This is a genomic window from Ornithinimicrobium faecis (genome assembly GCF_023923225.1).
Taxonomy (GTDB): domain Bacteria; phylum Actinomycetota; class Actinomycetes; order Actinomycetales; family Dermatophilaceae; genus Ornithinicoccus; species Ornithinicoccus faecis.
In genome coordinates, this window is the sequence record NZ_CP099489.1 from 2,694,172 (window position 1) to 2,716,807 (window position 22,636).

A 22,636-nucleotide genomic window follows, 5' to 3' on the forward strand; every position below is an offset into this window, starting at 1 on the left:
ACAGGCACGTCCGGCGGTCTCCAGCCGGGCTCGGCCAACCTGGCTCGGCCAGCCTGGCTCGGCCAGCCTGGCTCGGCCACCCCGGCAACGGTGGCGGCCAGGGAGACCGGCCGCACGGCATACACACCGCAGCGCTGGCTGCTGACTCACTCGCCGATCGTCCGCGGGCAGTTGACGGGCAGATCGACGTCGCTCCCGTTGAAGGTCTCCACCGCCGCGGCGCGGTCCCGTCCGAGGTTCCACTCCAGGAGGTCGTCCGCCTCCGAGTCCACGCGCGCGAGAGCGCAGCGACTCAGGTCGGCCGGGAGCCCTTCAGCGATGGTGGGGGCTGCGTCCGGGCCGAGGGAGGACAGATAGTCCAGGTCGAGCTTCCCGGTGGCCTCATACCGCTCGATGTTGCGCTCGGCCACCCACGCCTCGGGGTTGGCCAGCCCGAGGACCAGCAGGAACACTGCTCCGGACAGCACAGCCGCACGCGGCAGCCAGGCGCCGCTGAGTTTGATGCCGGCGATGATCACCAGCACAACGAGCAGACCAAGCCACAGCTCGAATGCATCAACCAGGACACGCAGGACGGTGTAGCCGTAGGCCTCCTGGTAGAGCGACATCCGATAGAGCGCCGAGCCCACGACGACCAGGGTGAGGGCGCACAGCGTGCCCAGCAGGAGTCGCAGCACCAGCAGCTCGCCCGCCGTCTCCCGTGGCGCCTTGCGGACAGCGACGCCGATCGTCACCAGCGTGAGCAGGGTCGCGACGACGAGCTGCCCGAAACCTTGGTGCACATACTCGGCATACGTCAGTCCCGTGGTCTCGCGCAGATAGTCGTGACCTCCCCACATCGCGGTGGCCTGCGCTGCCAGAAAGGCCACGAAGACCACGATCACCACGCCAACCGGCACCTGCCACTCCCACGGGCGGCGCACAGGGCGCGCCTCGCCCAGTCCCACGGCCTCGACGCGTGAGGGGTTCAGTGCCAGATAGCAACCGGCCAGCACGACCCCGCCCACCATGAACCAGGTGAAGGCTCGCAGGACGAGGCTGTCGGCAATCTGGACGTCGGGAAGGATGCCGGACACCCAGCTCCCGAAGAGCGCGTCGCCAGAGGCAAACAGCCCGACGAAGACCACGAGCAGGACCAGGGAAACGCCGGCGGTCCGCAGAGCTGGCCACAGGACATGGTGCTGGCTGGTGGCCGTCAGCGTGCGGCCCAGGAGCGGCAGGCCGCGCAGCCCACTGAGCACCCACGAGGCACCTCCAGCCACCATGGCGAGGGGTCGCCGAGCATCAGTGAGCGCGACGGCGACGAGCACTCCGGCGACCATGATCGCCAGCACGGCAAGCCACTCGGCGGCCCGGAGGACCACCAGCACGCCGAGTCCGGTGCACAGCAGCGCTGACAGGATCGTCCAGGCACGGGCTCTGTGGATCGAATGACGCAGCACCAGGGCCCCCGCGGCCAACAGGACCAGGAAGGTGCCGACGCCAAACAGCCGGTCGGGCAGGATCACCGCCCCCAGCAAACCCACGGCAAGCGAGCCGAAGAGGGCGACCGGAGCCGTGCGCAGGCTGGCAGGCTCGGGCCAGAGGGACCCGAACATCGAGGCGATCACTGACGTGCTCGGGGCAGCGGCACTCGGGGCAACCTCAGTCGGCGCACCGTCGCCGCTCAGGACCACGCTCTGGTCCGGCGCTGTGGCCAGTGACCCCGTCGCGGCGTCCTGTGCCACCAGATTGTCGGTGGGCGTCGCAGCTTGCGGTGCCTTCACCACGTCGGGGGACGTCGAAGACGCTGAAGCGATGGAAGCCTTGGGCGGCGCAATCTCGTCGGTGGCGTGTGGCGTGCTCGCGGGGTCCGGATCGACAGGCAGCTCGACACGGAGGTGGGCGCCTCCCCCACCTGGCGGTGATGGCTCCGCGGAGATCGTGCCGCGGTGCAACTCGACGACCCAGCTCGCGATGGCCAGACCCAGCCCGGTGCCTCCCCCAGCAGAATCACTCGTGCCGAACCGGGTGAACAGCGATGCGGCACGCTCTGGTGGGATGCCCGGCCCCTCGTCCGAGACCGTCAGGGACCAGCGCTCCTCTCCTGGCAGCAGGGCGGCCTCGACCCTGACCACCCCATCGGCGGGGCTGTGCCTGGAGGCGTTGTCGAGCAGGTTCGCCGCGACCTGGTGCAGTCTGGCCTCGTCGGCCCGAATGCTCAGGTCGGGTGGGGACACCGAGACCTCATAGCGGACCTGCCGCCCACTGACCGCTGACTCACTGACCGCACGCTCCAGCAACTCAGACACCGTGACGGTCTCCAACTGCAGCGACACCGCGCGACCGTCGACGCGGGTGACGTCGAGGAGGTCCTCCACCAGCCCGCTCAAGCGCTCGGACTGAGTGAGGGCAGCCTGCAGCGCAGCGTCGTCGGGCCGCACCACCCCGTCGACGAGGTTCTCCAACAAGGCACGCTGCCCTGCCAACGGAGTGCGCAACTCGTGCGAGACCGTGGCCACCAGCTGACGCCGCTGTTGATCAGCCGAGGCGAGATCCTGGGCCATCGTGTTGAACGCCCGGCCCAACTGGCCGACCTCGTCTGCTGAGGTGGCCGTGACACGGGTGGAGTGGTCCCCGCGGGCCATCCGCCCTGCGGCTGCCGTCATCTCCCGCAGCGGAGCCGTCATGCCACGGGCCAGCCACTGCGTCACGGCCAGTGCAGCGGCAAGGGTGACGGGCAGGGTCAACCAGGTCGGCACGCCTGCACGGGTGCCCACCTGCAGCACGACGGCTGCGGCCCCGATGCTGAGGGCCACCAGCAGGCCGATCTTGATCTTGATCGACCCGACGGGGTCGAGCGGACGCTCGCCACTGTCGGGCCGGGCATCGTCGTCACGCCGGGCATCGTCGTCACGCCGGGCATCGTCGTTACGCCGGTCATCATCGTCCCGCCGGCCATCATCGTCACGCCGGTCCTCGTCGACACCCACCTCGGGGTTCGGGCCAGCCATGGCTCAGACCTCCAGGGCGTAGCCGACGCCGTGCACGGTCCGGACCCGCTCGGCCCCGATCTTGGCGCGCAGCGACTTGACGTGACTGTCCAGGGTGCGTGTCCCCCGCGCATCGGCCCAACCCCACACGCCGGCCATCAGTTGCTCCCGGGTGTGCACCACGCCCGGCTCAGCTGCCAGAGCCGCCAGGAGATCAAACTCCAGGGGAGCCAGGTGGACCTCGAGGTCGCCGATCCGGACGCGCCGAGCACCACGATCCAGGTGCAGGTCGCCGAGGCTCAGGATCGCCTCGGGCGTGTTGGCCAACTCGGCTGCACGCTCGACCCGACGCAGCAGGGCACGCACCCGTGCGACAACCTCTCGCATCCGGAACGGCTTGGTCACGTAGTCGTCCGCTCCGACGCCGAGTCCGACCAGGACGTCGGTCTCCTCGACCCGCGCAGTCAGCATCATGACCGGCACCGGGCGCTCGGCCTGGATGCGTCGGCACACCTCGAGGCCGTCAAAGCCAGGCAGCATCACATCCAGCAGCACCAGGTCGGGACGGTGCTCGGTGAACGCCGTGACCGCGCCCGGACCGTCGAAGGCGCGCACCACAGCGAAGCCCTCCGCCACCAGTCGGTCGGACAGCGCCTGGTTGATGGTGGCGTCGTCCTCGACGACGAGCAAGGTGTGCTCCGCGGGGTGTCCCGCTGTGGTGGTGTCGGTCATGGCTCTGAGCCTAGGATCCGGCGGCCCCCGAGATGGGGTGTGACGTGTGCAGGAGTTGTGAAGATCTCCTCACGTGTCCAGGGCTCACGGGGCAGACAGTGCCCTCGCGGGTCGCGCACCACCGCGTCGGCGGCGCGGCCACAACAGCAGGGCTGCAGGAACGAACCCCAGCAGGAAGCCGCTCGGCCCGATGATCCAGCAGCAGAGCAGGATCCACCCGAGGAGGATCCAGCCGACATAGCCGGGCATCGCCTGGCCGCGCCGACCGGCGCCGATCATGAGCAGGCCGAGCACGGCGAGCGGTGCGACGAAGCCGCCGGGAAGAGCCCAGAAGAGGGTGATCGCCTCATCCGATAGGTCAGCGGTCCTCGTCAGTCCCGCCAGCCAGGCGCCCCAGTGCGGGTGAAAAGCGAAGACGATGGTGTGCAGGACCGCGATCGTCAGGGTGGACCAGCCGGCCGCGACGGTCAGGCGGTCCGGGCGCTGATGCGAGGACGGATGCGCGGCACGGGCCGCGACGGTGTTGCCCGAGGTCGTGTTGCCAGTCATGTCATACGTGGTCATAAACCGACCGTCGCACCGGACAGGGACTCGCTGATTCCCTCGCGCGAGGGGGTTCTCTCCCGCGCGCGAGGGTCCGTGGGGGCCGGATGCGGCAGGCCCCTGACCTCAGCCCCCGTCGGAGACCGTGCCCTCCGCGCGGGCGACGACCTCTCGCTGTGCCTCATTCAGGTCCTGCGACTGCAGCCACCCGTCAGGCAGGGCCACGACCCGCGATGACCCTGCTCGCCCTCGCTGGCCCTCTGCGTCGTCGGGCCACGGCAGGGTGCCATCCAGCCCATCGATCAGGTTATCCAGGGCGGCCAGCGAGTCCACGAGCGCCAGTTTGTTGCGGAAGGCCCCACCGACGGGAAAACCCTTGAAATACCAGGCGATGTGCTTGCGGATGTCCCGGCAGCCCTTGTCCTCGTCCTGGTGGAAGTCGACGAGGTATTCGGCGTGGCGACGCAGCGTCGCCCCGACCTCTCCGAGGCTCGGACGGATCCGCACCTCAGAGCCCGCAAAGGCCGCAGCCAGGTCAGCAAATAGCCACGGCCGCCCGAGGCAACCACGGCCCACGACGACGCCGTCGCACCCGGTCTCGGCCACCATCCGCAGGGCGTCCTCGGCCGACCAGATGTCACCGTTGCCGAGCACCGGGATGCTGGTGACGGTCTGCTTGAGCTCGCGGATCCGGGTCCAGTCCGCCTGACCCGAATAGGCCTGGCTCGCAGTCCGGGCGTGCAGCGCCACAGCTGCAGCCCCCTCGCCCTCAGCGATGCGCCCGGCCTCGAGGTAGGTGATGTGGTCAGCGTCGATCCCGACCCGCATCTTCACCGTCACCGGCACGTCATACGGAGCAGCGGCACGCACTGCGGCAGAGACCACGCCGCGGAACAACTCGGTCTTCCACGGCAGCGCAGCACCGCCGCCCTTGCGGGTGACCTTGGGCACGGGGCAGCCGAAATTGAGGTCGATGTGGTCGGTGCGGTCCTCGGAGACCAGCAGGTCCACCGCGCGCCCGACGGTGGCCGGGTCCACGCCATACAGCTGGATGGAGCGCGGCGACTCCTCCGGGTCGTGCTCGATCAACTTCATCGACACCGGTGTCCGCTCGACGAGGGCACGAGAGGTGATCATCTCGCTGACATAGAGCGACGTGGCGCCGCTGGCTGGCTGCCCGGCGGCCCCCGCCTCACGGCAGAGCCGCCGGAAGGCACGGTTGGTGATGCCTGCCATCGGTGCCAGCACGACGGGCGAGTCGATGGTGTGGCGCCCGATCTGCAGGGGCGGCAACAACCGCTCCCCTGGTGTGGAAGGAGCGGTTGCTGGTGCGGTGCGAGTCGTGGTGGCAGCAGTCATGTCACCGCGATTGTCCCACCGATGCGCGCGAGATCCACTATCTCAAGTGGGGCCCCACGCTGGCGATCCTCGGGAGTGGCCTTCGGGTGGGAGGCCTCTCAGGCGGTCTGCCCCGTCTTCGGGTGGGTGGCCCCTCTGGCGCGCTCAGGCTGTCTGCCCGGCGTGCTCGCCCTCGCCGATCTCCTCGACCAGCTTGGCGTTGAAGGCGGGCAGGTCATCCGGGGTGCGACTGCTCACCAGACCCTGGTCGACCACGACCTCCTCGTCGACCCACTCGGCCCCGGCGTTGCGCAGGTCGGTCTGCAGGCTCGGATAGGACGTCATCTTCCGGCCCCGCACGACGTCCGCGTCGGTCAGGATCCACCCGCCGTGACAGATCACACCCACCGGCTTGCCTGCCTCGAAGAACGCCTTGGTGAAGGCGACCGCGCCCTGGTCCATCCGCAACTTGTCCCCATTGACCACGCCCCCGGGCAGCATGAGGGCGTCGAACGCGCTGGCATCAGCGTCGGCGACCCCCTGGTCGACGCTGGCCTCGTGGCCCTTCTTGCCGGTCAGCGTGCCGGACTCCGGCGACACGAGCACGGCCTCGGCACCGGCCTGCGTCACCGCGTCCCACGGCGAGGTCAGCTCGCTGTCCTCAAAACCGTTGGTGAGCAGGAACGCGACCTTCTTGCCATCGAGAGCAGCCATGATGTCTCCTTCGTGAGCGACTGTGGGGTTGCCTCCCACGATAGGCCGCCCGTCGAGCCCCTGCGCGGCGAGCGGTGACCGCCGTGCCTCGACCGGGTCTGCTCACGTGTGCAGGGTGATGTCCGCCCGCTGCGCCGTGCCGTCCGCACCGAAGAGCGCCTGCTCCTGCGCTGCCCACCGGTCCCAGTGCGGGGCGAAGGTGTCGCCGTCGCGCTCGATGCCCCGTTGGTGGCGGACCTGTTCGTCGGCATCCACCCAGACCCGCACCGCGGCGTGATCCCCTGCACGTCCGACGCTGCTGCCGCACCCCTCCAGGACAAGCAGGTCGGTGGTCGGCACTGCGGCCGTCCTCCCCCAGTCGCTGGTCGCCCAGTCCCAGACGCGGTATGCCGCCCGCTCGCCTCGCGCGAGCGGCTCCAGCACCTGGTCGGTCACCAGATCGACCGCCTCAGCGATCCCGTCCCACCCCGGGTAGAAGTCATCCATGTGCACCACCGGAGCGCCCAGGTCCTGAGCGACCGCCTCGGCCAGCGTCGTCTTGCCCGAGCCACTGGGCCCGTCGATCGCGATCACCGTGGGGCCGTTCGTCGTATCTCTGCCGGCTGGTCCGTGACGCTCGCCGTGCGCGGCCCGGGCCGCTGCGACGATGCGCTCCACGGCGTCCTCATCGAGTGGCGCGTCATCGACCACGGGTCCCTCGCGGCGTCCCCGGCGTTGCAGGTCAAGTGCGAGGTCGACGACCCCGGCACACGGCAGGGACGACAGCTCCTCAAGCGGCACCCAGCGCACGTCGTCGGTCGAGCCGTCCAGCTCCACCGTGAGGTGACCGCTGGTGATCTCTGCGGCATAGACCAGCTGCACCAACAGCATCGGACGCTCACTGCGCTGGGCACGATCGGGCGTGGCGACGATGGTGGTGCCGGTGCCGAGCAGTCCGGTGAGGCGCACGGCATACCCGCTCTCCTCAGCAACCTCCCGCACCGTCGCCTGCTCGCACGACTCGTGCGGCTCCAGGCCTCCGCCGGGCAGCGTCCAGCCGGGCCGGGTGTGACGGCCATCGTGCGCTCTGGTGTGGCCGCTCCAGTGGGCCAGGAGCACCTGTCCGTCCTGCTCGATCCACGCGTAGCAACCCACCCGGGTGTCAAAGTCCACCTCGACAGGGTAGGCCCGGCGCGAGTGGTCCCTCGGATCGGTGGGCCCGGCGCGAGTGGTCCCTCGAGTCGGTGGGCCCGGCGCGAATGGTCCTGCGGGTCCTGTCGCATGCCGTCGGTCCCGCAGGACCACAAACGCCTGCCCCTCCTCCGCTGGTGCACATGCATGGATCCTTCACACGCTGTCGGCTGAGCGTGTGAAGGATCCATGCAGGTGGCGCTGGCGCCCGCGAGTGGGTGATGGCAGGCGCGGCCTGTTGCTGCTCGGGCTCAGCGCAACTGGCTGCCGAGCATCTGCTCGAAGGGCGTCAGGGAGTCCTCCGAGATCCGGTCGAGCTTGCCGACCTCATCGACCGCGGGGGCGGTGAAGCCGGGGACGGCTCCCGAGGTGGACACCAGCAGGGCGCCCAACTCAGAGGCTGCGCGTGCGACGCGGCGGTCCAGGCTGAGGTCGCCCTCGTTGCCAGTCCCCTCGCTGCCAGCCCCCTCGTTGGCCTTCCCGCCGAAGTCCTCCGTGGCGGCAAAGACGCCGGTGGGCACGACGACCGCGCGCAGATAGCTGAACAGCGGCCGCAGCGCGTGGTCCAGCACCAGCGAGTGGCGCGCGGTGCCCGCCGTCGCGGCGATCAGCACGGGCTTGCCGGTCAACGCGTCGTTGTCGAGCAGGTCGACGAACGACTTGAACAGGCCGGAGTAGGACGCCGTGAACACCGGCGAGACAGCGACAACCGCATCGGCGGAGGACACCGCGGTTAGGGCCTGGCGCAGCGCTGACGGTGGCATGCCCGAGACCAGGTGATCGGCGATCTCGCGGGCCAGTCCGCGCAGCTCGACGACCTCGACCTCGAGGCTCTCGCCACGGGCCGTGACCTCACGCTGCACCGCGCCACTGATCCGGTCGGCGAGCATCCGGGTCGAGGACGGCACACTCAGGCCGGCCGAGATGACAACGAGTTTGCGGGACATCAGTTGCTTCCTGCCTCGACGCGGCCGCGCGGGCCCATCGCGGCGTTGGCGTGGTCGTCGCCGGCCTCGAGGAGGCTGGCGTGGGTGGGCGGGTCGGACGGGACGTCGGCCGGTCGGCGGGCCTCAAACTCCTTGCGGAGCACCGGGACGACCTCGGAGCCGAGGATCTCGAGCTGCTCGAGCACAACCTCCAGCGGCAGGCCAGCGTGGTCCATCAGGAACAGCTGACGCTGATAGTCACCGACCGCGTCGGCGAAGCCGAGGGTGCGCTCGATGACCTGCTGCGGGCTGCCCACGGTCAACGGCGTGGCCCGAGTGAACTCCTCCAGGCTCGGGCCGTGGCCATAGACCGGCGCGACGTCGAAGTAGGGACGGAACTGCTTGACGGCATCCTGGCTGTTCTTGGCCATGAACACCTGACCGCCCAGGCCCACGATGGCCTGGTCGGCGCGGCCGTGACCGTAGTGCTCGTAGCGGCGACGGTAGAGGTCCACCATCCTGGCCGTGTGGTCCATCGTCCAGAAGATGTTGTTGTGGAAGAAGCCGTCGCCGTAGTAGGCGGCCTGCTCGGCGATCTCCGGCGAGCGGATCGAGCCGTGCCACACGAACGGCGGGACGCCGTCCAGCGGGCGAGGCATGGCGGTGAAGCCCTGCAGCGGCGTGCGGAACTTGCCCTCCCAGTCCACGACGTCCTCGCGCCACAACCGGCGCAGCAGGTGGTAGTTCTCCACGGCCAGGGCGACCCCGTTGCGGATGTCCTGCCCGAACCACGGGTAGACCGGGCCGGTGTTGCCGCGGCCCATCATCAGGTCGACGCGGCCGCCCGAGAGGTGCTGCAGCATCGAATAGTCCTCGGCGATCTTCACCGGGTCGTTGGTGGTGATCAGCGTCGTCGCGGTGGACAGCTGCAGCGTGGTGGTCTGGGCCGCGATGTAGCCCAGGAAGGTCGTGGGCGAGGACGCGAAGAACGGCGGGTTGTGGTGCTCGCCGGTGGCGAACACGTCCAGCCCGACCTCCTCGGCCTTGAGCGCGATCTTGACCAGGTCCTGGATCCGCTCAGCGTCGGTCGGGGTGCGACCGGTCGTCGGGTCGGTGGTGATGTCACTGACACTGAAGATTCCGAACTGCATCGGGCTTGCCTTCCCACGTGCCGACCGTTGTGCCGGCTGGTTGATTGAACTCTCAATCTGCTCAACAGGCACCTAGGCCAATACATTCCCAGGCATGCACCGCCCCTCAGGGCCCGACCAAACCTGCTGGTGAGAGGCCCAGGCACGCAGGCACGAGGCCCGGGGGTCATCGCTCCCCGGCCCCTCGAACGTCGCGGGTCAGCCGACCTTCAACTCCCCCATCTCGTCCCAGCCGTCGCCGTCGACCTGGCGGGAGACGATCTTGGGCGTCGCGGTCAGGTACTGCGGGAAGTCCTGCTGCATCTGGGCGAAGTGGTCGGACTGGACGTGCGGACCCGCGCCGTCGTCGGTGAAGGCCTCGACGAGCACATACTCGTTCGGGTCCTTGACGCTGCGCGACCACTCAAACCACTTGTTGCCCGGCTCCGCCAGGGTCGCCTCGGTGAAGGTGCTGACCAACTCGGGCCACTGCTCGGCATACTCCGGCTTGACGGGGAACTTGACGACGATGAAGTACATGGTGGTCCTTTCATTCGGGGCGATCCGCCCAGTCAAGCCCACCACGGGCGATCCGGCAGCCGCGCGCGGCCCGGATTCTTGCCCTGTGAGAAGCCAGATTGAGCGGTGACTGACAGGATGACCGTATGCCGGACGCGCACCCGATCTCCCAGCCGCCCGTTGACGTGGGGTCGGCTCAGGATGCGGTGGACAGCGAGGCACGCGGCAGCCTCATCCAGCGGGCGGTGACGGTGCTGGAGCACGTCGCCGAGGCCGGAGGCGCCAGTGCACGCGACATCGCCGAGGCCACTGCCATCCCGTTGCCGAGCGTGTATCGGATCGCCCAGGAGCTGGTCCAGGTCGGCTATCTCATCCACCTGCGCGAGGAGAAGCGCTTCGCCCTGGGCTACAAGCTGCACACCCTCGGCGCGCGCCTGCACGAGGACCTCGGTGTCCCCCGCGAGTTGAAGCAGGAGATCGCGCGGTTGCATACGGACACGAAGATGGCGGCCTATCTGGCGATCCACCGCGGCGCTGACTTCGTCGTGGTCTTTGTCGCGGACTCCCCCGCGTGCCCGCGGCTGGAGCCGATGGATTTCGGTTTCCACGAGACCCCGCACGCGACCGCCTTCGGCAAGCTGGGGCTGAGTGAATACACCCCTGAGCAACGGCGGAGCTATCTGGAGCCGCACCAGCCGCACCGGCTGACCCCGTCGACCATCACCGATCCGAGCGAGCTGGAGTCGGCGCTGGCGCAGATCACCGACGAGGGTATCGCGTGGGAGCACGAGGAGTTCCAGGTCGGCACGACGTGTGCTGCGGTGCCGATCCGCGCGGATGACGGGCTGCTCATCGGCTCGGTGGCCGTCTCGGCCCCCGTCGCCTGGTATGCCGGCCAGCAGCGTCACATCGAGCACCGCCTGCGCGCCACGGCCTCCCGTGCCGGACGGATCTACCGCCTCGGCAACCGGCGCACCTGACCTGCGCCTCGGCATACCCCTCTTGTCGGGGGTTCTCGGGGGCGGAGCCCCTGTGCGTGTGGCTTCTCACGCCGTGAGAAGCACCCCTTCCCACCCCGGCACCGCCTCCCTACGGTGACACCATCACCGGTGAGCGCTGCAAGGAGGCAGGCATGGGCTATCCCGAGAAGTACCCGGCGAAGTATCCGCAACTCAACGAGATGGAGTTCACGGACACCGCACGCCAGATCCTGATCCGCATCCTCAAGGTCGCCTTCCCGCACGAGGGTTTCCCGGACGGGCCCTATGAGCGACAGGCCGACCAGATCTTTGAGATCGCCAACGAGTCGACCTGGTTCCGCATCAAGCTGACGCAGGGGCTGGCCACGCTCAACGATCTGGCCGGCGGCTCCTTCCTCGGCCTGGACGACCCCAGCGCGACCAAGGTCCTCAAGCACGTCGAGCACACCGACTTCTTCGGGTTCATCCGCCGCACGACGATCCTGAACATGTATGAGGACGAGGCGGTCTGGGAGGTCCTGGGTTATGAGGGGCCCTCCTTCGACAAGGGCGGTTATGTCGACCGCGGCTTCAACGACCTGAACTGGCTGCCCGACCCACGCGTCGAGGAGAGCGACGAGGAGTTCATCGAGATCGTCTCCGACCTGCCGGTCCCCTCGGGTGCCGCGCCCGGCGCTGACCAGCCCACGGGCGATGCGGCACAGGCCTCGCACCCCGGGGTGGCCCCCACGACCGCTGACCAGAACCTGACGGAGGACAACTGACATGGCACAGATCAGCCACGACGAGGCGAGCGTTGTCATCATCGGGTCCGGGGCCGGCGGAGGCACCCTGGCCTATGAGTTGACCAAGGCCGGGGTCCCGGTGGTGGTGCTCGAGGCGGGCCCGCACCTGCACAACGAGGACTACATGAACCTGGAGTGGGAGGCGTTCAACCAGATGGCCTGGCTGGACCCGCGCACCACCTCGGGCAGCTGGCGCATCGCCACGGACTTCCCCAACCTGCCGGCCTGGATCGTCAAGGCTGTCGGCGGCACCACCACCCACTGGTCCGGAGCGACCCCGCGCTTCAAGGCCCACGAGTTCCGCACCCGCTCGACCTATGGCCGGGTGGAGGGAGCCAACCTGCTGGACTGGCCGATCAGCCTCGATGAGTTGGCGCACTACTACGACCAGGCGGAGAAGTCGATGGGCTCGACCCACCGGCACGGCCGTCCGCCGCTGCCCGCCAACAACAACTACAAGGTGCTGGCCGGCGGCGCCGAGAAGGTCGGCTACAAGCACTACGCCACCGGTCCCTACGCGACCAACGCCGAGCCCTATGACGGGCGTCCCGCCACGGTGCAGGACGGCTTCAACTTCCAGGGCGACAAGCAGGGCTCGAAGTGGTCCACGCTGGTCCGCGAGCTCCCGCGGGCGCAGGAGACCGGCCTGCTGGACCTGCGCTCGGAGAGCCAGGCCGTGCAGATCACGCACGGCAAGGACGGCAAGGTCGACGCTGTCATCTATCTGGACTCCGAGGGCAACCTGCACAAGCAGGCTGCCAAGGTCGTCTGTGTGGCTGGCAACTCGATCGAGACACCGCGGCTGCTGCTGATGAGCGCCTCCTCACTGTTCCCTGACGGGCTGGCCAACTCCTCCGGTCAGGTAGGCCGCAACTACATGCGCCACACCACCGGCAGCGTCTATGCACGCTTCGAGAAGGACGTGCGGATGTATCGCGGCGAGACGATGTCGGGGCTGATCGCCGACGAGGCACGCCACGACCCGTCCCGCGGGTTCGTCGGTGGCTATTACCTGCAGATGATCTCGCTCGGTCCGGCGTTCCTTGCCAGCTTCATCGAGCCGGGCGCCTGGGGCAAGGAGTTCACCGAGCTGATGGATGCGTATGCGCGCACGGCCGGGGTCTGGGTCGTCGGCGAGGACATGCCGCAGGAGACCAACCGGGTCACCCTCAACAGCACTGTCCAGGACAAGCACGGCCTGCCGGTGCCCGACGTGCACTTCGACGACCACCCCAACGACGTGGCGATGCGCGAGCACGCCTATGCCGCAGCGGACTCCGTGTATGGCGCGGTCGGTGCACTGGGCACGCACCACACCCCGCCCTATCCCTCGACCCACAACCTGGGCACCTCGCGGATGAGTGAGCGGCCCGAGGACGGCGTCACCGACAAGTGGGGTCGCACGCACGACGTGCCCAACCTGTTTGTCTCGGACGGGTCGTTGTTCACCACCGGAGCGGCGGCCAACCCGACGCTGACCATCGTCGCCCTGGCGATCCGGCAGGCCGAATATCTGGTGGAACAGCTCCGGACCGGGGCCCTCTGACCGACGGCGGCCGCGGGCTGCACGCCCCGAGACGGTCCGCGGCTGCCGTCATCCACACCCATTTTGATAGAGGTTTCGTACGCCCACCCGCATTTTGATAGAGGTTTCATACGCCCACCCGCATTTTGATAGAGGTTTTGTACGCCCAGACGCATCTTGGTAGAGGTTTCGTACGTTCAGAAACCCCGCAGCCGCTCGTGATCTCACCAGCGCCGCCACTGTCCCTCGACCCACAACCTGGGCACCGCGCGGAGGAGTGAGCGGCCCGAGGGCGGAGTCACCGACAAGTGGGGTCGCACGCACGACGTGCCCAACCTGTTTGTCTCGGACGGGTCGTTGTTCACCACCGGAGCGGCGGCCAACCCGACGCTGACCATCGTCGCCCTGGCCATCCGGCAGGCTGAATACCTGGTGGAACAGCTCCGGACCGGGGCCCTCTGACCGACGGCGGCCGCGGGCTGCACGCCCCGAGACGGTCCGCGGCTGCCGTCATCAATCAGTACTCGTCCGTCCAGAAACCCCCGCAGCCGCTCGTGATCTCGCCAGCGCCGTCACTGTCCCAGCCCAGCTCGCAGAGCAGACCGTCGTGACCGAAGCTGGCCTCAAAGAAGAGCAGGAGGATGAGGCCAATCACCGCCAGTGCCGACCAGGTCAGGATGCGCCTGACCCACCAGTTGAGGCCCCGCCTCTCTGGACCTCTCAGCGCACCTACGCCAGCCGCACCTACGGCCTGCTGCTCCATCTCCGGAGCATAGTGCCAAGCGTCACCCAAGAACCGGTCTTGGATAGGTCAATTTCCCGGTGCATCCCCTCTGGGAGCCGCGTACGAAACCTCTATCAAAATGCGGGTGGGCGTACGAAACCTCTATCAAAAAGCGGGTGGGCGTACGAAACCTCTATCAAAATGCGGGGGGTGTCACTCGCGGGCGGTCAGGACGAGTGGGCCGTCCTCGGTGAGGGCCACCGTGTGCTCGCTGTGGGCAGCGCGCGACCCGTCCTGGCTGCGCAGCGTCCAGCCGTCGGCGTCGGTGTAGATCTCGTCGGTGGTGGCCATCAGCCACGGCTCGATCGCGATCACCAGGCCAGGCTGCAGCCGCAGACCACGTCCCGGTCGCCCGTCGTTGGGCACGTGCGGGTCGCCGTGCATCGTCCGCCCGACCCCGTGTCCGCCGAACTGGAGGTTGACGCCATAGCCGGCCCCTCGGCATACGTCACCGATGGCTGCGGACACGTCGTGCAACCGGCCGCCGGGCTGCAGGGCAGCGATGCCCGCCGCGAGCGCCGCCTCGGTGGCCTCGATCAGCCGCAGATCCTCCTCGCGCGCCTGGCCCACGACGAAGGAGACTGCCGAGTCGGCGACCCACCCGTTGATTGAGACCGCGAAGTCAAGGCTCAACAGGTCGCCGTCGCGCAGTGTGTAGTCGTGCGGAAGACCGTGCAGCGCACCGTCATTGACCGATGTGCAGATCACCTTGCCGAACGGCATCGCCCCGAAGCTGGGGTGATAGTCGACATAGCAGCTGGTGGCACCGGCCTGCGCGATCAGCTCCGTTGCACGAGCGTCGATCTCGAGCAGGTTCGTGCCGACCGCGACCTCGCCCCGCAGCGTGTTCAGCGCCTCCCCGACGAACCGGCCGGCGGGGCGCATCGCCTCGATCTCACGCGGCGTGAAGTGCTCGATCACGTCGGTCAGCAACCGATCAGGCGCTGGGCGAGGTAACCCTCCACCTGATCCAGGGAGACCCGCTCCTGGCTCATGGAGTCGCGCTCGCGGACGGTGACGGCGTTGTCGTCGAGGGTGTCGAAGTCGACGGTGAGACAGAACGGCGTGCCGATCTCGTCCTGGCGGCGGTAGCGGCGACCGATCGCGCCCGCATCGTCGAAGTCGATCATCCAGTTCCTGCGCAGCTGGGTCGCCAGGTCACGGGCCTTGGGCGTCAGGTCAGCGTTGCGCGACAGCGGCAGGACCGCGGCCTTGATCGGCGACAGCCGCGGGTCCAGGCGCAGCACGGTGCGCTTGTCGACGCCGCCCTTGGTGTTGGGGGCCTCGTCCTCGTGATAGGCGTCCACCAGGAAGGTCATCAGCGACCGGCCCAGGCCGGCTGCCGGCTCGATGACATAGGGGGTGTAGCGCTCGCCGCTGGCCTGGTCGAAATAGGTCAGGTCCGCACCGGAGTGCTCGCTGTGTGTCTTCAGGTCAAAGTCCGTGCGGTTGGCAATGCCCTCCAGCTCGCCCCACTCCGACCCAGCGAAGTTGAAGCGGTACTCGATGTCGACGGTGCGCTCGGAGTAGTGCGACAGCTTCTCCTTCGGGTGCTCGTAGTGGCGCAGGTTGTCGCGGTTGATGCCGAGGTCGACATACCAGTTGGTGCGCTCGTCGATCCAGTACTGGTGCCACTCCGCGGCACTCGAGGGCTCGACGAAGAACTCCATCTCCATCTGCTCAAACTCGCGGGTGCGGAAGATGAAGTTGCCGGGCGTGATCTCGTTGCGGAAACTCTTGCCGGTCTGGGCGATGCCGAACGGCGGCTTCTTGCGGGCGGCGCCCATGACGTTGGCGAAGTTGATGAAGATGCCCTGCGCTGTCTCCGGACGCAGGTAGTGCAGGCCGCCCTCGTCCTCGATGACGCCCAGATAGGTCTTGAGCATCATGTTGAACTCGCGCGGGCTCGTCCACGCGCCCTTCGTGCCGCAGTTGGGGCAGGCGACCTCGGCTAGATCGACACTGTCGGGGTCAATCTCCTTGCCCTTCTTGGCGGCCTTGGCTGCGACGGCCTCCTGCAGGTGGTCCGCGCGGAACCGCTTATGGCAGGACTGACACTCGGTCAGCGGGTCGGAGAAGGTCCCCACGTGGCCAGAGGCCACCCAGGTCTGCTTGGGCAGGATGATGGAGGAGTCGAGACCCACAACATCGTCACGGCCCTGCACCACCGAGCGCCACCACTGGCGCTTGATGTTGTCCTTCAGCGCCACGCCCAGCGGACCGTAGTCCCAGGCGGATCGGGTGCCGCCATAGATCTCGCCGCAGGGGAAGACAAACCCCCGGCGCTTGCAGAGGCTGACGACGGTATCGACGGTTGAAGTTGCTGCCATGCCGCCGAGTTTAGGTGGTGCAGCGGCTAGGCTCAGAAACGTGTCAAACCCGATCGCCTCCCCCGACCCGCACTACCAGGCCACCGGAGCACGCGCAGCCATCGAACGGGCCAGCGTCCCAGTGCTCAAACGGCTCGCCCTGCTGCCGACGTGGCTGCCCATGGTGGTCATCGCCGCGCTGATCCTGGGCGGCGCCTTCCTGGGCGGGCCGCTCGTGGAGGACGGCAGCGTCCGGATGGCCGGGGTCCTCGGGCTGGGGCTGATCAGCCTGGCGTTGCTGGCGCTGTTCTGGCTGCTCTATCTCAGCTGGCCCCACCTCACCGCGCCGCTGCGCCTGATGCGCATCGCGGTGCTCGTGCTCCTGCTGGTCATCGTCCTCACCCAGTTCGTCACGCGCTGATTTGACAATGATTCTCACGTGGAGTGAGAATCATTCCCATGCCTCGTTTCTTTCCTCTCGCTGCGGCTGCCGCCGCCACCGTGCTCCTTGCTGCCTGTGGGAGCAGCTCGGGCGCGGGCAGTGGCGGCGAGGACGGGGCACGACTGCACATCGTCACCGCCTTTTATCCGCTGGAGTTTGCGACCCAACAGGTCGTGGACGGAGTCAGTGGTGTCTCGGTCGAGACCCTAGCCAGCCCTGGTGTGGATGCCCACGACCTCGAGCTGACACCGCGTCAGGTCGGGTCCCTCAGCACAGCTGACCTGGTGGTCTATTCCTCTGGCATGCAGACCGCGGTCGACGCGGCCGTGGCTGACCAGGCCGGCGACCACAGCCTGGACACCAGCTCGGTGGTCGACCTGGTGGACCGCTCCGGCGAGGAGTCCGAGGGCGAGCACGACGAGCACGACCACGAGGGGGACGAGCACGAGTCGGACGACCACGAGGGACACGACCACGGCCCTCTCGATCCGCACTTCTGGTTGGACCCCCAGCGCTATGCCGCAGCCACCGACGCCATCGCCGAGGACCTGGCCGCCGCAGACCCGGACCATGCTGACGCCTACCTGGCCAACGCGGAGACGTTCACGACACAGCTTGCGGAGCTGGACACTGAGTTCACCGAGACCCTCGCCAGCTGCGAGCAGGACACCCTGGTCACCACGCACGAGGCGTTCGGCTATCTCGCCGACCGCTACGGCCTCCACCAGATCGGCATCACCGGGATCTCGCCGGACGCCGAGGCCTCACCGGCCCGGATGGCCGAGATCACGGGCGAGGTCGAGGATCTTGATGTGCCCACGATCTATGCCGAGTCCTCCCTCGGTGGTGACCTCGCCGAGGTGATTGCCGACGAGACCGGCACGGAGGTCCTGGTGCTCGACCCGATCGAGAGCATCACCGGCGACTCGGCCGGCGGCGACTATCTTGAGGTCATGCGCGCCAACCTCGAGGCCCTGCGCCAGGGACAGGGATGCTCGTGACAGCACTCCCCCACTCCGCGGTGCCAACACCGGCGATCCGGCTCGACCACGCGTCCTTCGGCTATGCCGGTCGACCCTTCACCGAGGGGGTCAACCTCACCCTGCAGCCCGGTGAGGTGGTCGCCCTCCTGGGCCCCAACGGATCGGGCAAGTCCACGCTGGTTCGTGGCCTGCTCGGTCTCAACGACCACGTGGGTGGCACGGTCGAGATCTACGGCACCCCACTGGAGGACCTGCAGGACCGCAGCCGCCTCGGTTACGTGCCCCAGCGGCATACCCTCTCCGCCTCGGTGCGCTCCACGGTGCGTGAGGTGGTCGCCACCGGGCAGCTCGCCAGTCGCCCCTGGTGGCGCCGGGCCTCCGCCGACGACCGAGCCCTGGTGGAGAAGGCAGCCGACACCGTTGGGCTGGCCGATCGGCTCGAGGCCGACGTGGCCACCCTCTCTGGCGGGCAACAGCGACGGGTCCTGATCGCCCGTGCGCTCGCCTCGCGCCCCGACGTGCTGATCATGGATGAGCCCACCGCGGGGGTGGACGCCGCCAATCAGGACGTCCTGGCGACCGTGCTGCGGCGCCTGGCCGGGCTCGGCGTCACGATGCTCGTGGTCACCCACGAGCTCGCCGCGCTCCGCGGCATCGTGGACCGGATTGTGGAGATGGATGCCGGGCAGGTCAGTTTCGATGGACCCCCGGCGCAGTATGCCGAGCACCGAGCGAGCGTCTCCCGCGCCGCGGACGCGGGGTTGGCTCAGGGGCACTCCAGCATCCGGCACCATCACGGCTATGACGAGCACCACCACGACGACGGCCCGGTCGAGGCGCCCGGTCTGCTCAGCGGCGTGGGACCAATGGATGGCCCCGTCGAGGAACAGGAGCTGTGATGCCCGAGATCCTCTCCTATGACTTCATGCGCAACGCTCTGCTCGCCGCGCTGCTGGTGGGTGCCGTCGCTCCCCTGGTGGGCATCTTCCTGGTGCAACGGCGCCTGTCGCTGATCGGTGACGGGCTGGGCCACGTGGCCCTGGCCGGCGTCGCCGTCGGGGTCCTGCTGAACAACCAGCCGATCATCACCGCCCTGATCGCAGCGGTGCTCGCAGGCGTCGCCGTCGAGGTGATCCGAGCCCGGGGACGGGCCAGCGGTGACATCGCCCTCGCCGTCATGTTCTATGGCGGCATCGCGGCCGGTGTCGTCATCATCAACCGGGTCGACGGCAGCCAGAGCTCCAACCTCACCAGCTATCTGTTTGGCGCCATCACCACCACCTCCGGCGGCGACCTGATCGTCTTCGGCGTGCTCTCAGCGGTGATCCTCGTGGTCACCATGACGCTGCGCCAGCGACTGTTCCTGGCGGCCGGCGACGAGGAGTATGCCCGGGCCAGCGGCCTGCCGGTCATGGCCCTCAACATCACGCTCTCGGTGCTCACCGCCGTCACCGTCGTGGTCTCGATGCGCGTCGTCGGCCTGCTGCTGATCAGCGCCCTGATGATCGTGCCCAACGCCGCGTCCCAGCAGGTGGCCCGCAGCTTCCGCTCGGCGACGGTGTGGGCGGTGCTGTTCGGGGTGCTGTCGTCGGTCGGCGGTGTCGTGACCTCCTTCTATGCCGACACCGCAGCAGGCGGGACGATCGTGCTGCTGGCCATCGCCATCTTCCTGGTGGTCGGAGCGGTGATGGCCGTCGTGGCCGCCGCGACCGCCCACCGGCATCGGATCGCGGAGCGCCATCCGCACGAGCACGGCCCCGGGTGCGGCCACGAGGCCATCCCGCATGAGGATCATGTTGACTATCTCCATGGCGACCACCGGCACGCGCCGCATGGTGGGCACTACGACGAGCACGAGCATGAGCAGGTGAGCAGATGACTGAGATCAAGCGCCGGCCGACCAGGCAGCAGGCTGCGGTGGCCGCTGCGCTCGAGGACGTCCAGGACTTCAGCTCCGCGCAGGAGTTGCACGCCCGACTGCGCGACGCTGGAGACAGCGTGGGCCTGGCCACCGTCTATCGAACCCTCACCGGCATGGCCGAGACCGGCGAGGTCGACGTCCTGCGCACCGACGAGGGTGAGGCCGTCTATCGCATGTGCAGCACCGGGCACCACCACCACCTGGTCTGCCGCGAGTGCGGACGTGCGGTCGAGATCGAGGGACCGGCCGTCGAGCGGTGGACCGACCAGGTCGCCGCCGAGCACGGCTTCCGCGACGTCTCCCACACCCTGGAGATCTTTGGCACCTGCGCCGACTGCGCGCGTGGCTGACGGCGCCTGCGTCTGACCGGGTGGCGAGCTCAGCTCGTCGCAGGGCCCCGCTGGTCCGGGGCCCGCTGGTCCGCACGGTCGACCGCTCCGCCATAGCGGCGGTCGCGCGCCGCATACGTCTCGATCGCCTGCCACAGGTGACGTCGGTCGTAGTCCGGCCAGAGCACGTCCTGGAAGACCATCTCCGCGTAGGCGCTCTGCCAGAGCAGGAAGTTGGACGTGCGCTGCTCCCCCGAGCTGCGCACGAACAGGTCCACGTCGGGCACCTCAGGGTGATAGAGATAGCGGCCGATGGTGCGCTCGTCGATGCCGCGAGCAGACAGCCGGCCGTCGCGCACGTCCTCCCCGATGCGGCGCACGGCGTCGGCGACCTCGGCGCGACCCCCGTAGTTGACGCAGAAGTTGAGCGTGATCACGTCGTTGCCGCGGGTCTGCCGCTCGGCCTGCTCGAGCTCGGAGATCACTGACTTCCACAACTTCGGCGTGCGCCCGGACCACAGCATCCGCACACCCCACGAGTCGAGCTGGTCGCGCCGCCGGTGGATCACATCTCGGTTGAAGCCCATCAGGAAGCGGACCTCCTCGGGGCTGCGGCGCCAGTTCTCGGTCGAGAAGGCATAGGCGGAGATGCATTGCACGCCCATCTCGATCGCGCCGGCGATGACATCCAGCAGGGAGGCCTCCCCCGCCTCGTGCCCCTGCGTGCGCTTGAGATTGCGCTGGTTGGCCCACCGGCCGTTGCCGTCCATCACGATCGCCACGTGGCCGGGCACCAGCTCACGCGGGATCGCAGGTGGTCGGGCGCCAGTGGGGTGCGGAAACGGTGGCACCGGCGGGGTCCTGTCCCCTCGTGCGGATCGCTGCTCTCTCACGGGACGCGCTCCACCAACCGCAGCGACCGCACACCGCGCTCCAGGTGCCAGTGCACGTGCGCCGCAGTGAGTTTGCTGGCTTCGCGGCGATGCTTGACCTCACTGCCGTCCGCCTCCACCCAGTCCCCGCTGAGCAGGGCTGACATCAGCAGGAAGGTCTGTGGTGCCGGGGCCGCAGAACCCGGCGGACGGCATACGGGACACACTGACCCACCCGAGGCGACGTCAAAGGCGCGGTGCGGTCCCTCGGCACCACACTTGGCACAGTCGTGGAAGCTTGCTGCCCACCCTGCGATGGCCATCGAGCGCAGCAGATAGGAGTCGAGCACCAGCCCCGCCTTGTGGCTGCGAGCCGCCAGCGAGCTCAGGGCGCCGGCCAGCAGCACGAACTGCCGGACGGCCGGCTCCCCCTCCTCGGTCAGCCGGTCACAGGTCTCGAGCATCGCGTTGGCCGCGGTCCACGCCTCGTAGTCGCGGGCGATCGCATCACCATAGGACGCCAGCGACTCGGCCTGGGTGACGGTGTCCAGGTTGCGCCCCTCATAACACTGCAGGTCCACGACCATGCCCGGCTCCAGGCGCGCCCCGAACTTGGACCGGGTGCGACGAACCCCCTTGGCGACGGCACGGACCTTGCCCCGGCCGCGGCTCAGGAGCGTGACAATGCGGTCAGCCTCCCCGAGTTTGTGGGTGCGCAGCACGATGGCGGCATCCCGATAGAGCGGCATGTCCCCAGTCTCCCACCTGCCGACGACACAACCCTCGACCGACACAGCATCCCCCACCCCGACCGAGCGCGTGAGCGCCCGAGATCCAGCCCCACCGAGCGCGCCACTGCCTGACCCAGCACCCCACCGAGCGCGCCACGCACTGGCCCAGCACCCCACCGAGCGCGCCACGCACTGGCCCAGCACCCCACCGAGCGCGCCGCCACCCCCTCTTGCGACATTGCGACATTGCGACAACCGTTCTAAACTCGAACACATGTCCGTCGCACTGCAGGGATCACTGCTCGATCAGATCGATGACGTCGGTCTCCGTCCACTGGCCGGCGCGGTCCAACGCACCCAGCTGACGGCAGGCGCTTGGATCGACGTGCGTCCAGGCTGGGTCACGGGCTCCGACGAGTTGTTCACGCGCCTGGCGCTCGGCGGGCCAGCCGGTGTCGAGTGGCGTGGTGAGCGCCGCGTGATGTGGGAGTCGGAGGTCGAGACGCCACGGCTGCTGCGCTTCTATGACGAGCGCGAGCAGCTCCCCGACGCGGTGCTGTCGGAGGCTCGGGAGGATCTGAGTGCCTACTACCGCCCTGAGCTGCGCGAACCGTTCCGCACTGCTGGCATGTGCCTCTATCGCGACGGGCGCGACAGCGTCGCCTGGCACGGCGACAGGTTCGGTCGCGGCAACACCCAGGACACGATGGTCGCGATCGTCTCGATCGGCGCACCTCGCGCGCTGCTGCTGCGGCCCAACGGTGGCGGCGCCGGACGCACGATCCGCCGCGTTATCGGGCACGGTGACCTGCTCGTCATGGGTGGCTCGTGCCAGCGCACGTGGGAGCACGCCGTGCCCAAGACCGCCAAGCCGATCGGGCCACGGATCAGCATCCAGTTCCGCCCGCGAGGGGTCCGCTAGCCGCGGAGT

At 68.6% G+C, this 22,636-nt stretch carries 23 protein-coding genes and 1 pseudogene; 10 read left to right on the plus strand and 14 right to left on the minus strand.

Annotated features, from left to right (window positions below):
- Nucleotides 1-146: 146 nt before the first annotated feature.
- From NF556_RS12535 to NF556_RS12575, 9 genes are all read right to left on the minus strand, one after another.
- Nucleotides 147-2,993 (minus strand): DUF4153 domain-containing protein, encoded by a 2,847-nt coding sequence (locus tag NF556_RS12535; RefSeq protein ID WP_252591263.1) that lies wholly within the window; start codon nucleotides 2,991-2,993, stop codon nucleotides 147-149.
- Between the two features lie 3 nt (nucleotides 2,994-2,996).
- The gene (locus NF556_RS12540) at nucleotides 2,997-3,704 is read right to left on the minus strand and encodes a response regulator transcription factor (RefSeq protein ID WP_252591264.1); all 708 of its coding nucleotides are present in this window, start codon (nucleotides 3,702-3,704) and stop codon (nucleotides 2,997-2,999) included.
- 84 nt (nucleotides 3,705-3,788) lie between these two features.
- Entirely contained in the window at nucleotides 3,789-4,268 is a 480-nt protein-coding gene (locus NF556_RS12545) for a DUF6463 family protein (RefSeq protein WP_252591265.1), read from the minus strand.
- A 105-nt stretch (nucleotides 4,269-4,373) separates the two neighbouring features.
- A complete protein-coding gene (dusB, locus tag NF556_RS12550; protein WP_252591266.1) occupies nucleotides 4,374-5,606 on the minus strand; it encodes a tRNA dihydrouridine synthase DusB in 1,233 nt (410 codons plus the stop codon).
- 144 nt (nucleotides 5,607-5,750) lie between these two features.
- Nucleotides 5,751-6,299, minus strand: coding sequence for a type 1 glutamine amidotransferase domain-containing protein (locus tag NF556_RS12555; RefSeq protein WP_252591267.1), 549 nt, complete (start codon nucleotides 6,297-6,299; stop codon nucleotides 5,751-5,753).
- A gap of 102 nt (nucleotides 6,300-6,401) precedes the next feature.
- A complete protein-coding gene (locus tag NF556_RS12560; protein ID WP_252591268.1) occupies nucleotides 6,402-7,451 on the minus strand; it encodes an NUDIX domain-containing protein in 1,050 nt (349 codons plus the stop codon).
- 269 nt (nucleotides 7,452-7,720) lie between these two features.
- Nucleotides 7,721-8,416 carry an FMN reductase gene (locus NF556_RS12565; RefSeq protein WP_252591269.1) on the minus strand — a complete coding sequence of 232 codons (696 nt, stop codon included), beginning with the start codon at nucleotides 8,414-8,416 and terminating at the stop codon, nucleotides 7,721-7,723.
- Nucleotides 8,416-9,546 carry an LLM class flavin-dependent oxidoreductase gene (locus NF556_RS12570; protein WP_252591270.1) on the minus strand — a complete coding sequence of 377 codons (1,131 nt, stop codon included), beginning with the start codon at nucleotides 9,544-9,546 and terminating at the stop codon, nucleotides 8,416-8,418. Before NF556_RS12570 ends, NF556_RS12565 begins: the two co-directional genes overlap by 1 nt.
- Before the next feature lie 198 nt (nucleotides 9,547-9,744).
- Nucleotides 9,745-10,065: a putative quinol monooxygenase gene (locus NF556_RS12575; protein ID WP_252591271.1), complete on the minus strand. Its 321-nt coding sequence runs from the start codon at nucleotides 10,063-10,065 to the stop codon at nucleotides 9,745-9,747.
- A 125-nt stretch (nucleotides 10,066-10,190) separates the two neighbouring features.
- Between NF556_RS12575 and NF556_RS12580 the strand changes: the two genes are divergently transcribed.
- The 4 genes and pseudogenes from NF556_RS12580 to NF556_RS12595 all read left to right on the plus strand — a co-directional run.
- Nucleotides 10,191-11,024: an IclR family transcriptional regulator gene (locus NF556_RS12580; protein WP_252591272.1), complete on the plus strand. Its 834-nt coding sequence runs from the start codon at nucleotides 10,191-10,193 to the stop codon at nucleotides 11,022-11,024.
- Between the two features lie 152 nt (nucleotides 11,025-11,176).
- Nucleotides 11,177-11,788 carry a hypothetical protein gene (locus tag NF556_RS12585; RefSeq protein ID WP_252591273.1) on the plus strand — a complete coding sequence of 204 codons (612 nt, stop codon included), beginning with the start codon at nucleotides 11,177-11,179 and terminating at the stop codon, nucleotides 11,786-11,788.
- Nucleotide 11,789: 1 nt separating this feature from the next.
- Nucleotides 11,790-13,355, plus strand: coding sequence for a GMC family oxidoreductase (locus NF556_RS12590; RefSeq protein WP_252591274.1), 1,566 nt, complete (start codon nucleotides 11,790-11,792; stop codon nucleotides 13,353-13,355).
- Nucleotides 13,356-13,574: 219 nt separating this feature from the next.
- Nucleotides 13,575-13,796, plus strand: a pseudogene (locus NF556_RS12595) (GMC oxidoreductase); the annotation flags it as partial.
- 55 nt (nucleotides 13,797-13,851) lie between these two features.
- Here NF556_RS12595 and NF556_RS12600 read toward each other — a convergent pair.
- The 3 genes from NF556_RS12600 to NF556_RS12610 form a co-directional block, all read right to left on the minus strand.
- Nucleotides 13,852-14,097, minus strand: a complete 246-nt coding sequence (locus tag NF556_RS12600; protein WP_252591275.1) for a hypothetical protein — start codon at nucleotides 14,095-14,097, stop codon at nucleotides 13,852-13,854.
- A gap of 174 nt (nucleotides 14,098-14,271) precedes the next feature.
- Nucleotides 14,272-15,039, minus strand: a complete 768-nt coding sequence (map, locus tag NF556_RS12605; protein ID WP_252591276.1) for a type I methionyl aminopeptidase — start codon at nucleotides 15,037-15,039, stop codon at nucleotides 14,272-14,274.
- A 5-nt stretch (nucleotides 15,040-15,044) separates the two neighbouring features.
- Nucleotides 15,045-16,448, minus strand: coding sequence for a glycine--tRNA ligase (locus tag NF556_RS12610; RefSeq protein WP_252591277.1), 1,404 nt, complete (start codon nucleotides 16,446-16,448; stop codon nucleotides 15,045-15,047).
- A 40-nt stretch (nucleotides 16,449-16,488) separates the two neighbouring features.
- On the opposite strand from NF556_RS12610, the gene NF556_RS12615 reads away from it, so the two are divergent.
- From NF556_RS12615 to NF556_RS12635, 5 genes are read left to right on the plus strand one after another with little or no spacing between them, the layout of a single operon-like run.
- Nucleotides 16,489-16,848 carry a hypothetical protein gene (locus tag NF556_RS12615; RefSeq protein ID WP_252591278.1) on the plus strand — a complete coding sequence of 120 codons (360 nt, stop codon included), beginning with the start codon at nucleotides 16,489-16,491 and terminating at the stop codon, nucleotides 16,846-16,848.
- A gap of 38 nt (nucleotides 16,849-16,886) precedes the next feature.
- Nucleotides 16,887-17,870, plus strand: coding sequence for a metal ABC transporter substrate-binding protein (locus tag NF556_RS12620; RefSeq protein ID WP_252591279.1), 984 nt, complete (start codon nucleotides 16,887-16,889; stop codon nucleotides 17,868-17,870).
- Complete coding sequence (locus tag NF556_RS12625; protein WP_345780116.1) at nucleotides 17,867-18,751, plus strand: metal ABC transporter ATP-binding protein; 885 nt, start codon at nucleotides 17,867-17,869, stop codon at nucleotides 18,749-18,751. Before NF556_RS12620 ends, NF556_RS12625 begins: the two co-directional genes overlap by 4 nt.
- The gene (locus NF556_RS12630; RefSeq protein ID WP_252591281.1) at nucleotides 18,751-19,731 is read left to right on the plus strand and encodes a metal ABC transporter permease; all 981 of its coding nucleotides are present in this window, start codon (nucleotides 18,751-18,753) and stop codon (nucleotides 19,729-19,731) included. Before NF556_RS12625 ends, NF556_RS12630 begins: the two co-directional genes overlap by 1 nt.
- On the plus strand, nucleotides 19,728-20,123 hold the full coding sequence (locus NF556_RS12635; protein ID WP_252591282.1) for a Fur family transcriptional regulator: 396 nt from the start codon (nucleotides 19,728-19,730) through the stop codon (nucleotides 20,121-20,123). The genes NF556_RS12630 and NF556_RS12635 overlap by 4 nt, the downstream gene beginning before the upstream one ends.
- Before the next feature lie 29 nt (nucleotides 20,124-20,152).
- Here NF556_RS12635 and NF556_RS12640 read toward each other — a convergent pair whose 3' ends face one another.
- Together NF556_RS12640 and recO are read right to left on the minus strand one after the other, a co-directional pair.
- A complete protein-coding gene (locus NF556_RS12640; protein ID WP_252591283.1) occupies nucleotides 20,153-20,953 on the minus strand; it encodes an isoprenyl transferase in 801 nt (266 codons plus the stop codon).
- Between the two features lie 38 nt (nucleotides 20,954-20,991).
- The gene (gene recO / locus NF556_RS12645) at nucleotides 20,992-21,723 is read right to left on the minus strand and encodes a DNA repair protein RecO (RefSeq protein WP_252591284.1); all 732 of its coding nucleotides are present in this window, start codon (nucleotides 21,721-21,723) and stop codon (nucleotides 20,992-20,994) included.
- A gap of 256 nt (nucleotides 21,724-21,979) precedes the next feature.
- Between recO and NF556_RS12650 the strand changes: the two genes are divergently transcribed.
- Complete coding sequence (locus tag NF556_RS12650) at nucleotides 21,980-22,627, plus strand: alpha-ketoglutarate-dependent dioxygenase AlkB (protein WP_252591285.1); 648 nt, start codon at nucleotides 21,980-21,982, stop codon at nucleotides 22,625-22,627.
- Nucleotides 22,628-22,636 lie beyond the last annotated feature (9 nt).

Coding starts and splice junctions, on each gene's coding strand:
- NF556_RS12535 (WP_252591263.1), bottom strand. CDS start 2,993: ATGGCTGGCCCGAACCCCGAGGTGGGTGTCGACGAGGACCGGCGTGAC.
- NF556_RS12540 (WP_252591264.1), bottom strand. CDS start 3,704: ATGACCGACACCACCACAGCGGGACACCCCGCGGAGCACACCTTGCTC.
- NF556_RS12545 (WP_252591265.1), bottom strand. CDS start 4,268: ATGACCACGTATGACATGACTGGCAACACGACCTCGGGCAACACCGTC.
- dusB (WP_252591266.1), bottom strand. CDS start 5,606: ATGACTGCTGCCACCACGACTCGCACCGCACCAGCAACCGCTCCTTCC.
- NF556_RS12555 (WP_252591267.1), bottom strand. CDS start 6,299: ATGGCTGCTCTCGATGGCAAGAAGGTCGCGTTCCTGCTCACCAACGGT.
- NF556_RS12565 (WP_252591269.1), bottom strand. CDS start 8,416: ATGTCCCGCAAACTCGTTGTCATCTCGGCCGGCCTGAGTGTGCCGTCC.
- NF556_RS12570 (WP_252591270.1), bottom strand. CDS start 9,546: ATGCAGTTCGGAATCTTCAGTGTCAGTGACATCACCACCGACCCGACG.
- NF556_RS12575 (WP_252591271.1), bottom strand. CDS start 10,065: ATGTACTTCATCGTCGTCAAGTTCCCCGTCAAGCCGGAGTATGCCGAG.
- NF556_RS12580 (WP_252591272.1), top strand. CDS start 10,191: ATGCCGGACGCGCACCCGATCTCCCAGCCGCCCGTTGACGTGGGGTCG.
- NF556_RS12585 (WP_252591273.1), top strand. CDS start 11,177: ATGGGCTATCCCGAGAAGTACCCGGCGAAGTATCCGCAACTCAACGAG.
- NF556_RS12590 (WP_252591274.1), top strand. CDS start 11,790: ATGGCACAGATCAGCCACGACGAGGCGAGCGTTGTCATCATCGGGTCC.
- NF556_RS12600 (WP_252591275.1), bottom strand. CDS start 14,097: ATGGAGCAGCAGGCCGTAGGTGCGGCTGGCGTAGGTGCGCTGAGAGGT.
- NF556_RS12610 (WP_252591277.1), bottom strand. CDS start 16,448: ATGGCAGCAACTTCAACCGTCGATACCGTCGTCAGCCTCTGCAAGCGC.
- NF556_RS12620 (WP_252591279.1), top strand. CDS start 16,887: ATGCCTCGTTTCTTTCCTCTCGCTGCGGCTGCCGCCGCCACCGTGCTC.
- NF556_RS12630 (WP_252591281.1), top strand. CDS start 18,751: ATGCCCGAGATCCTCTCCTATGACTTCATGCGCAACGCTCTGCTCGCC.
- NF556_RS12635 (WP_252591282.1), top strand. CDS start 19,728: ATGACTGAGATCAAGCGCCGGCCGACCAGGCAGCAGGCTGCGGTGGCC.
- recO (WP_252591284.1), bottom strand. CDS start 21,723: ATGCCGCTCTATCGGGATGCCGCCATCGTGCTGCGCACCCACAAACTC.
- NF556_RS12650 (WP_252591285.1), top strand. CDS start 21,980: ATGTCCGTCGCACTGCAGGGATCACTGCTCGATCAGATCGATGACGTC.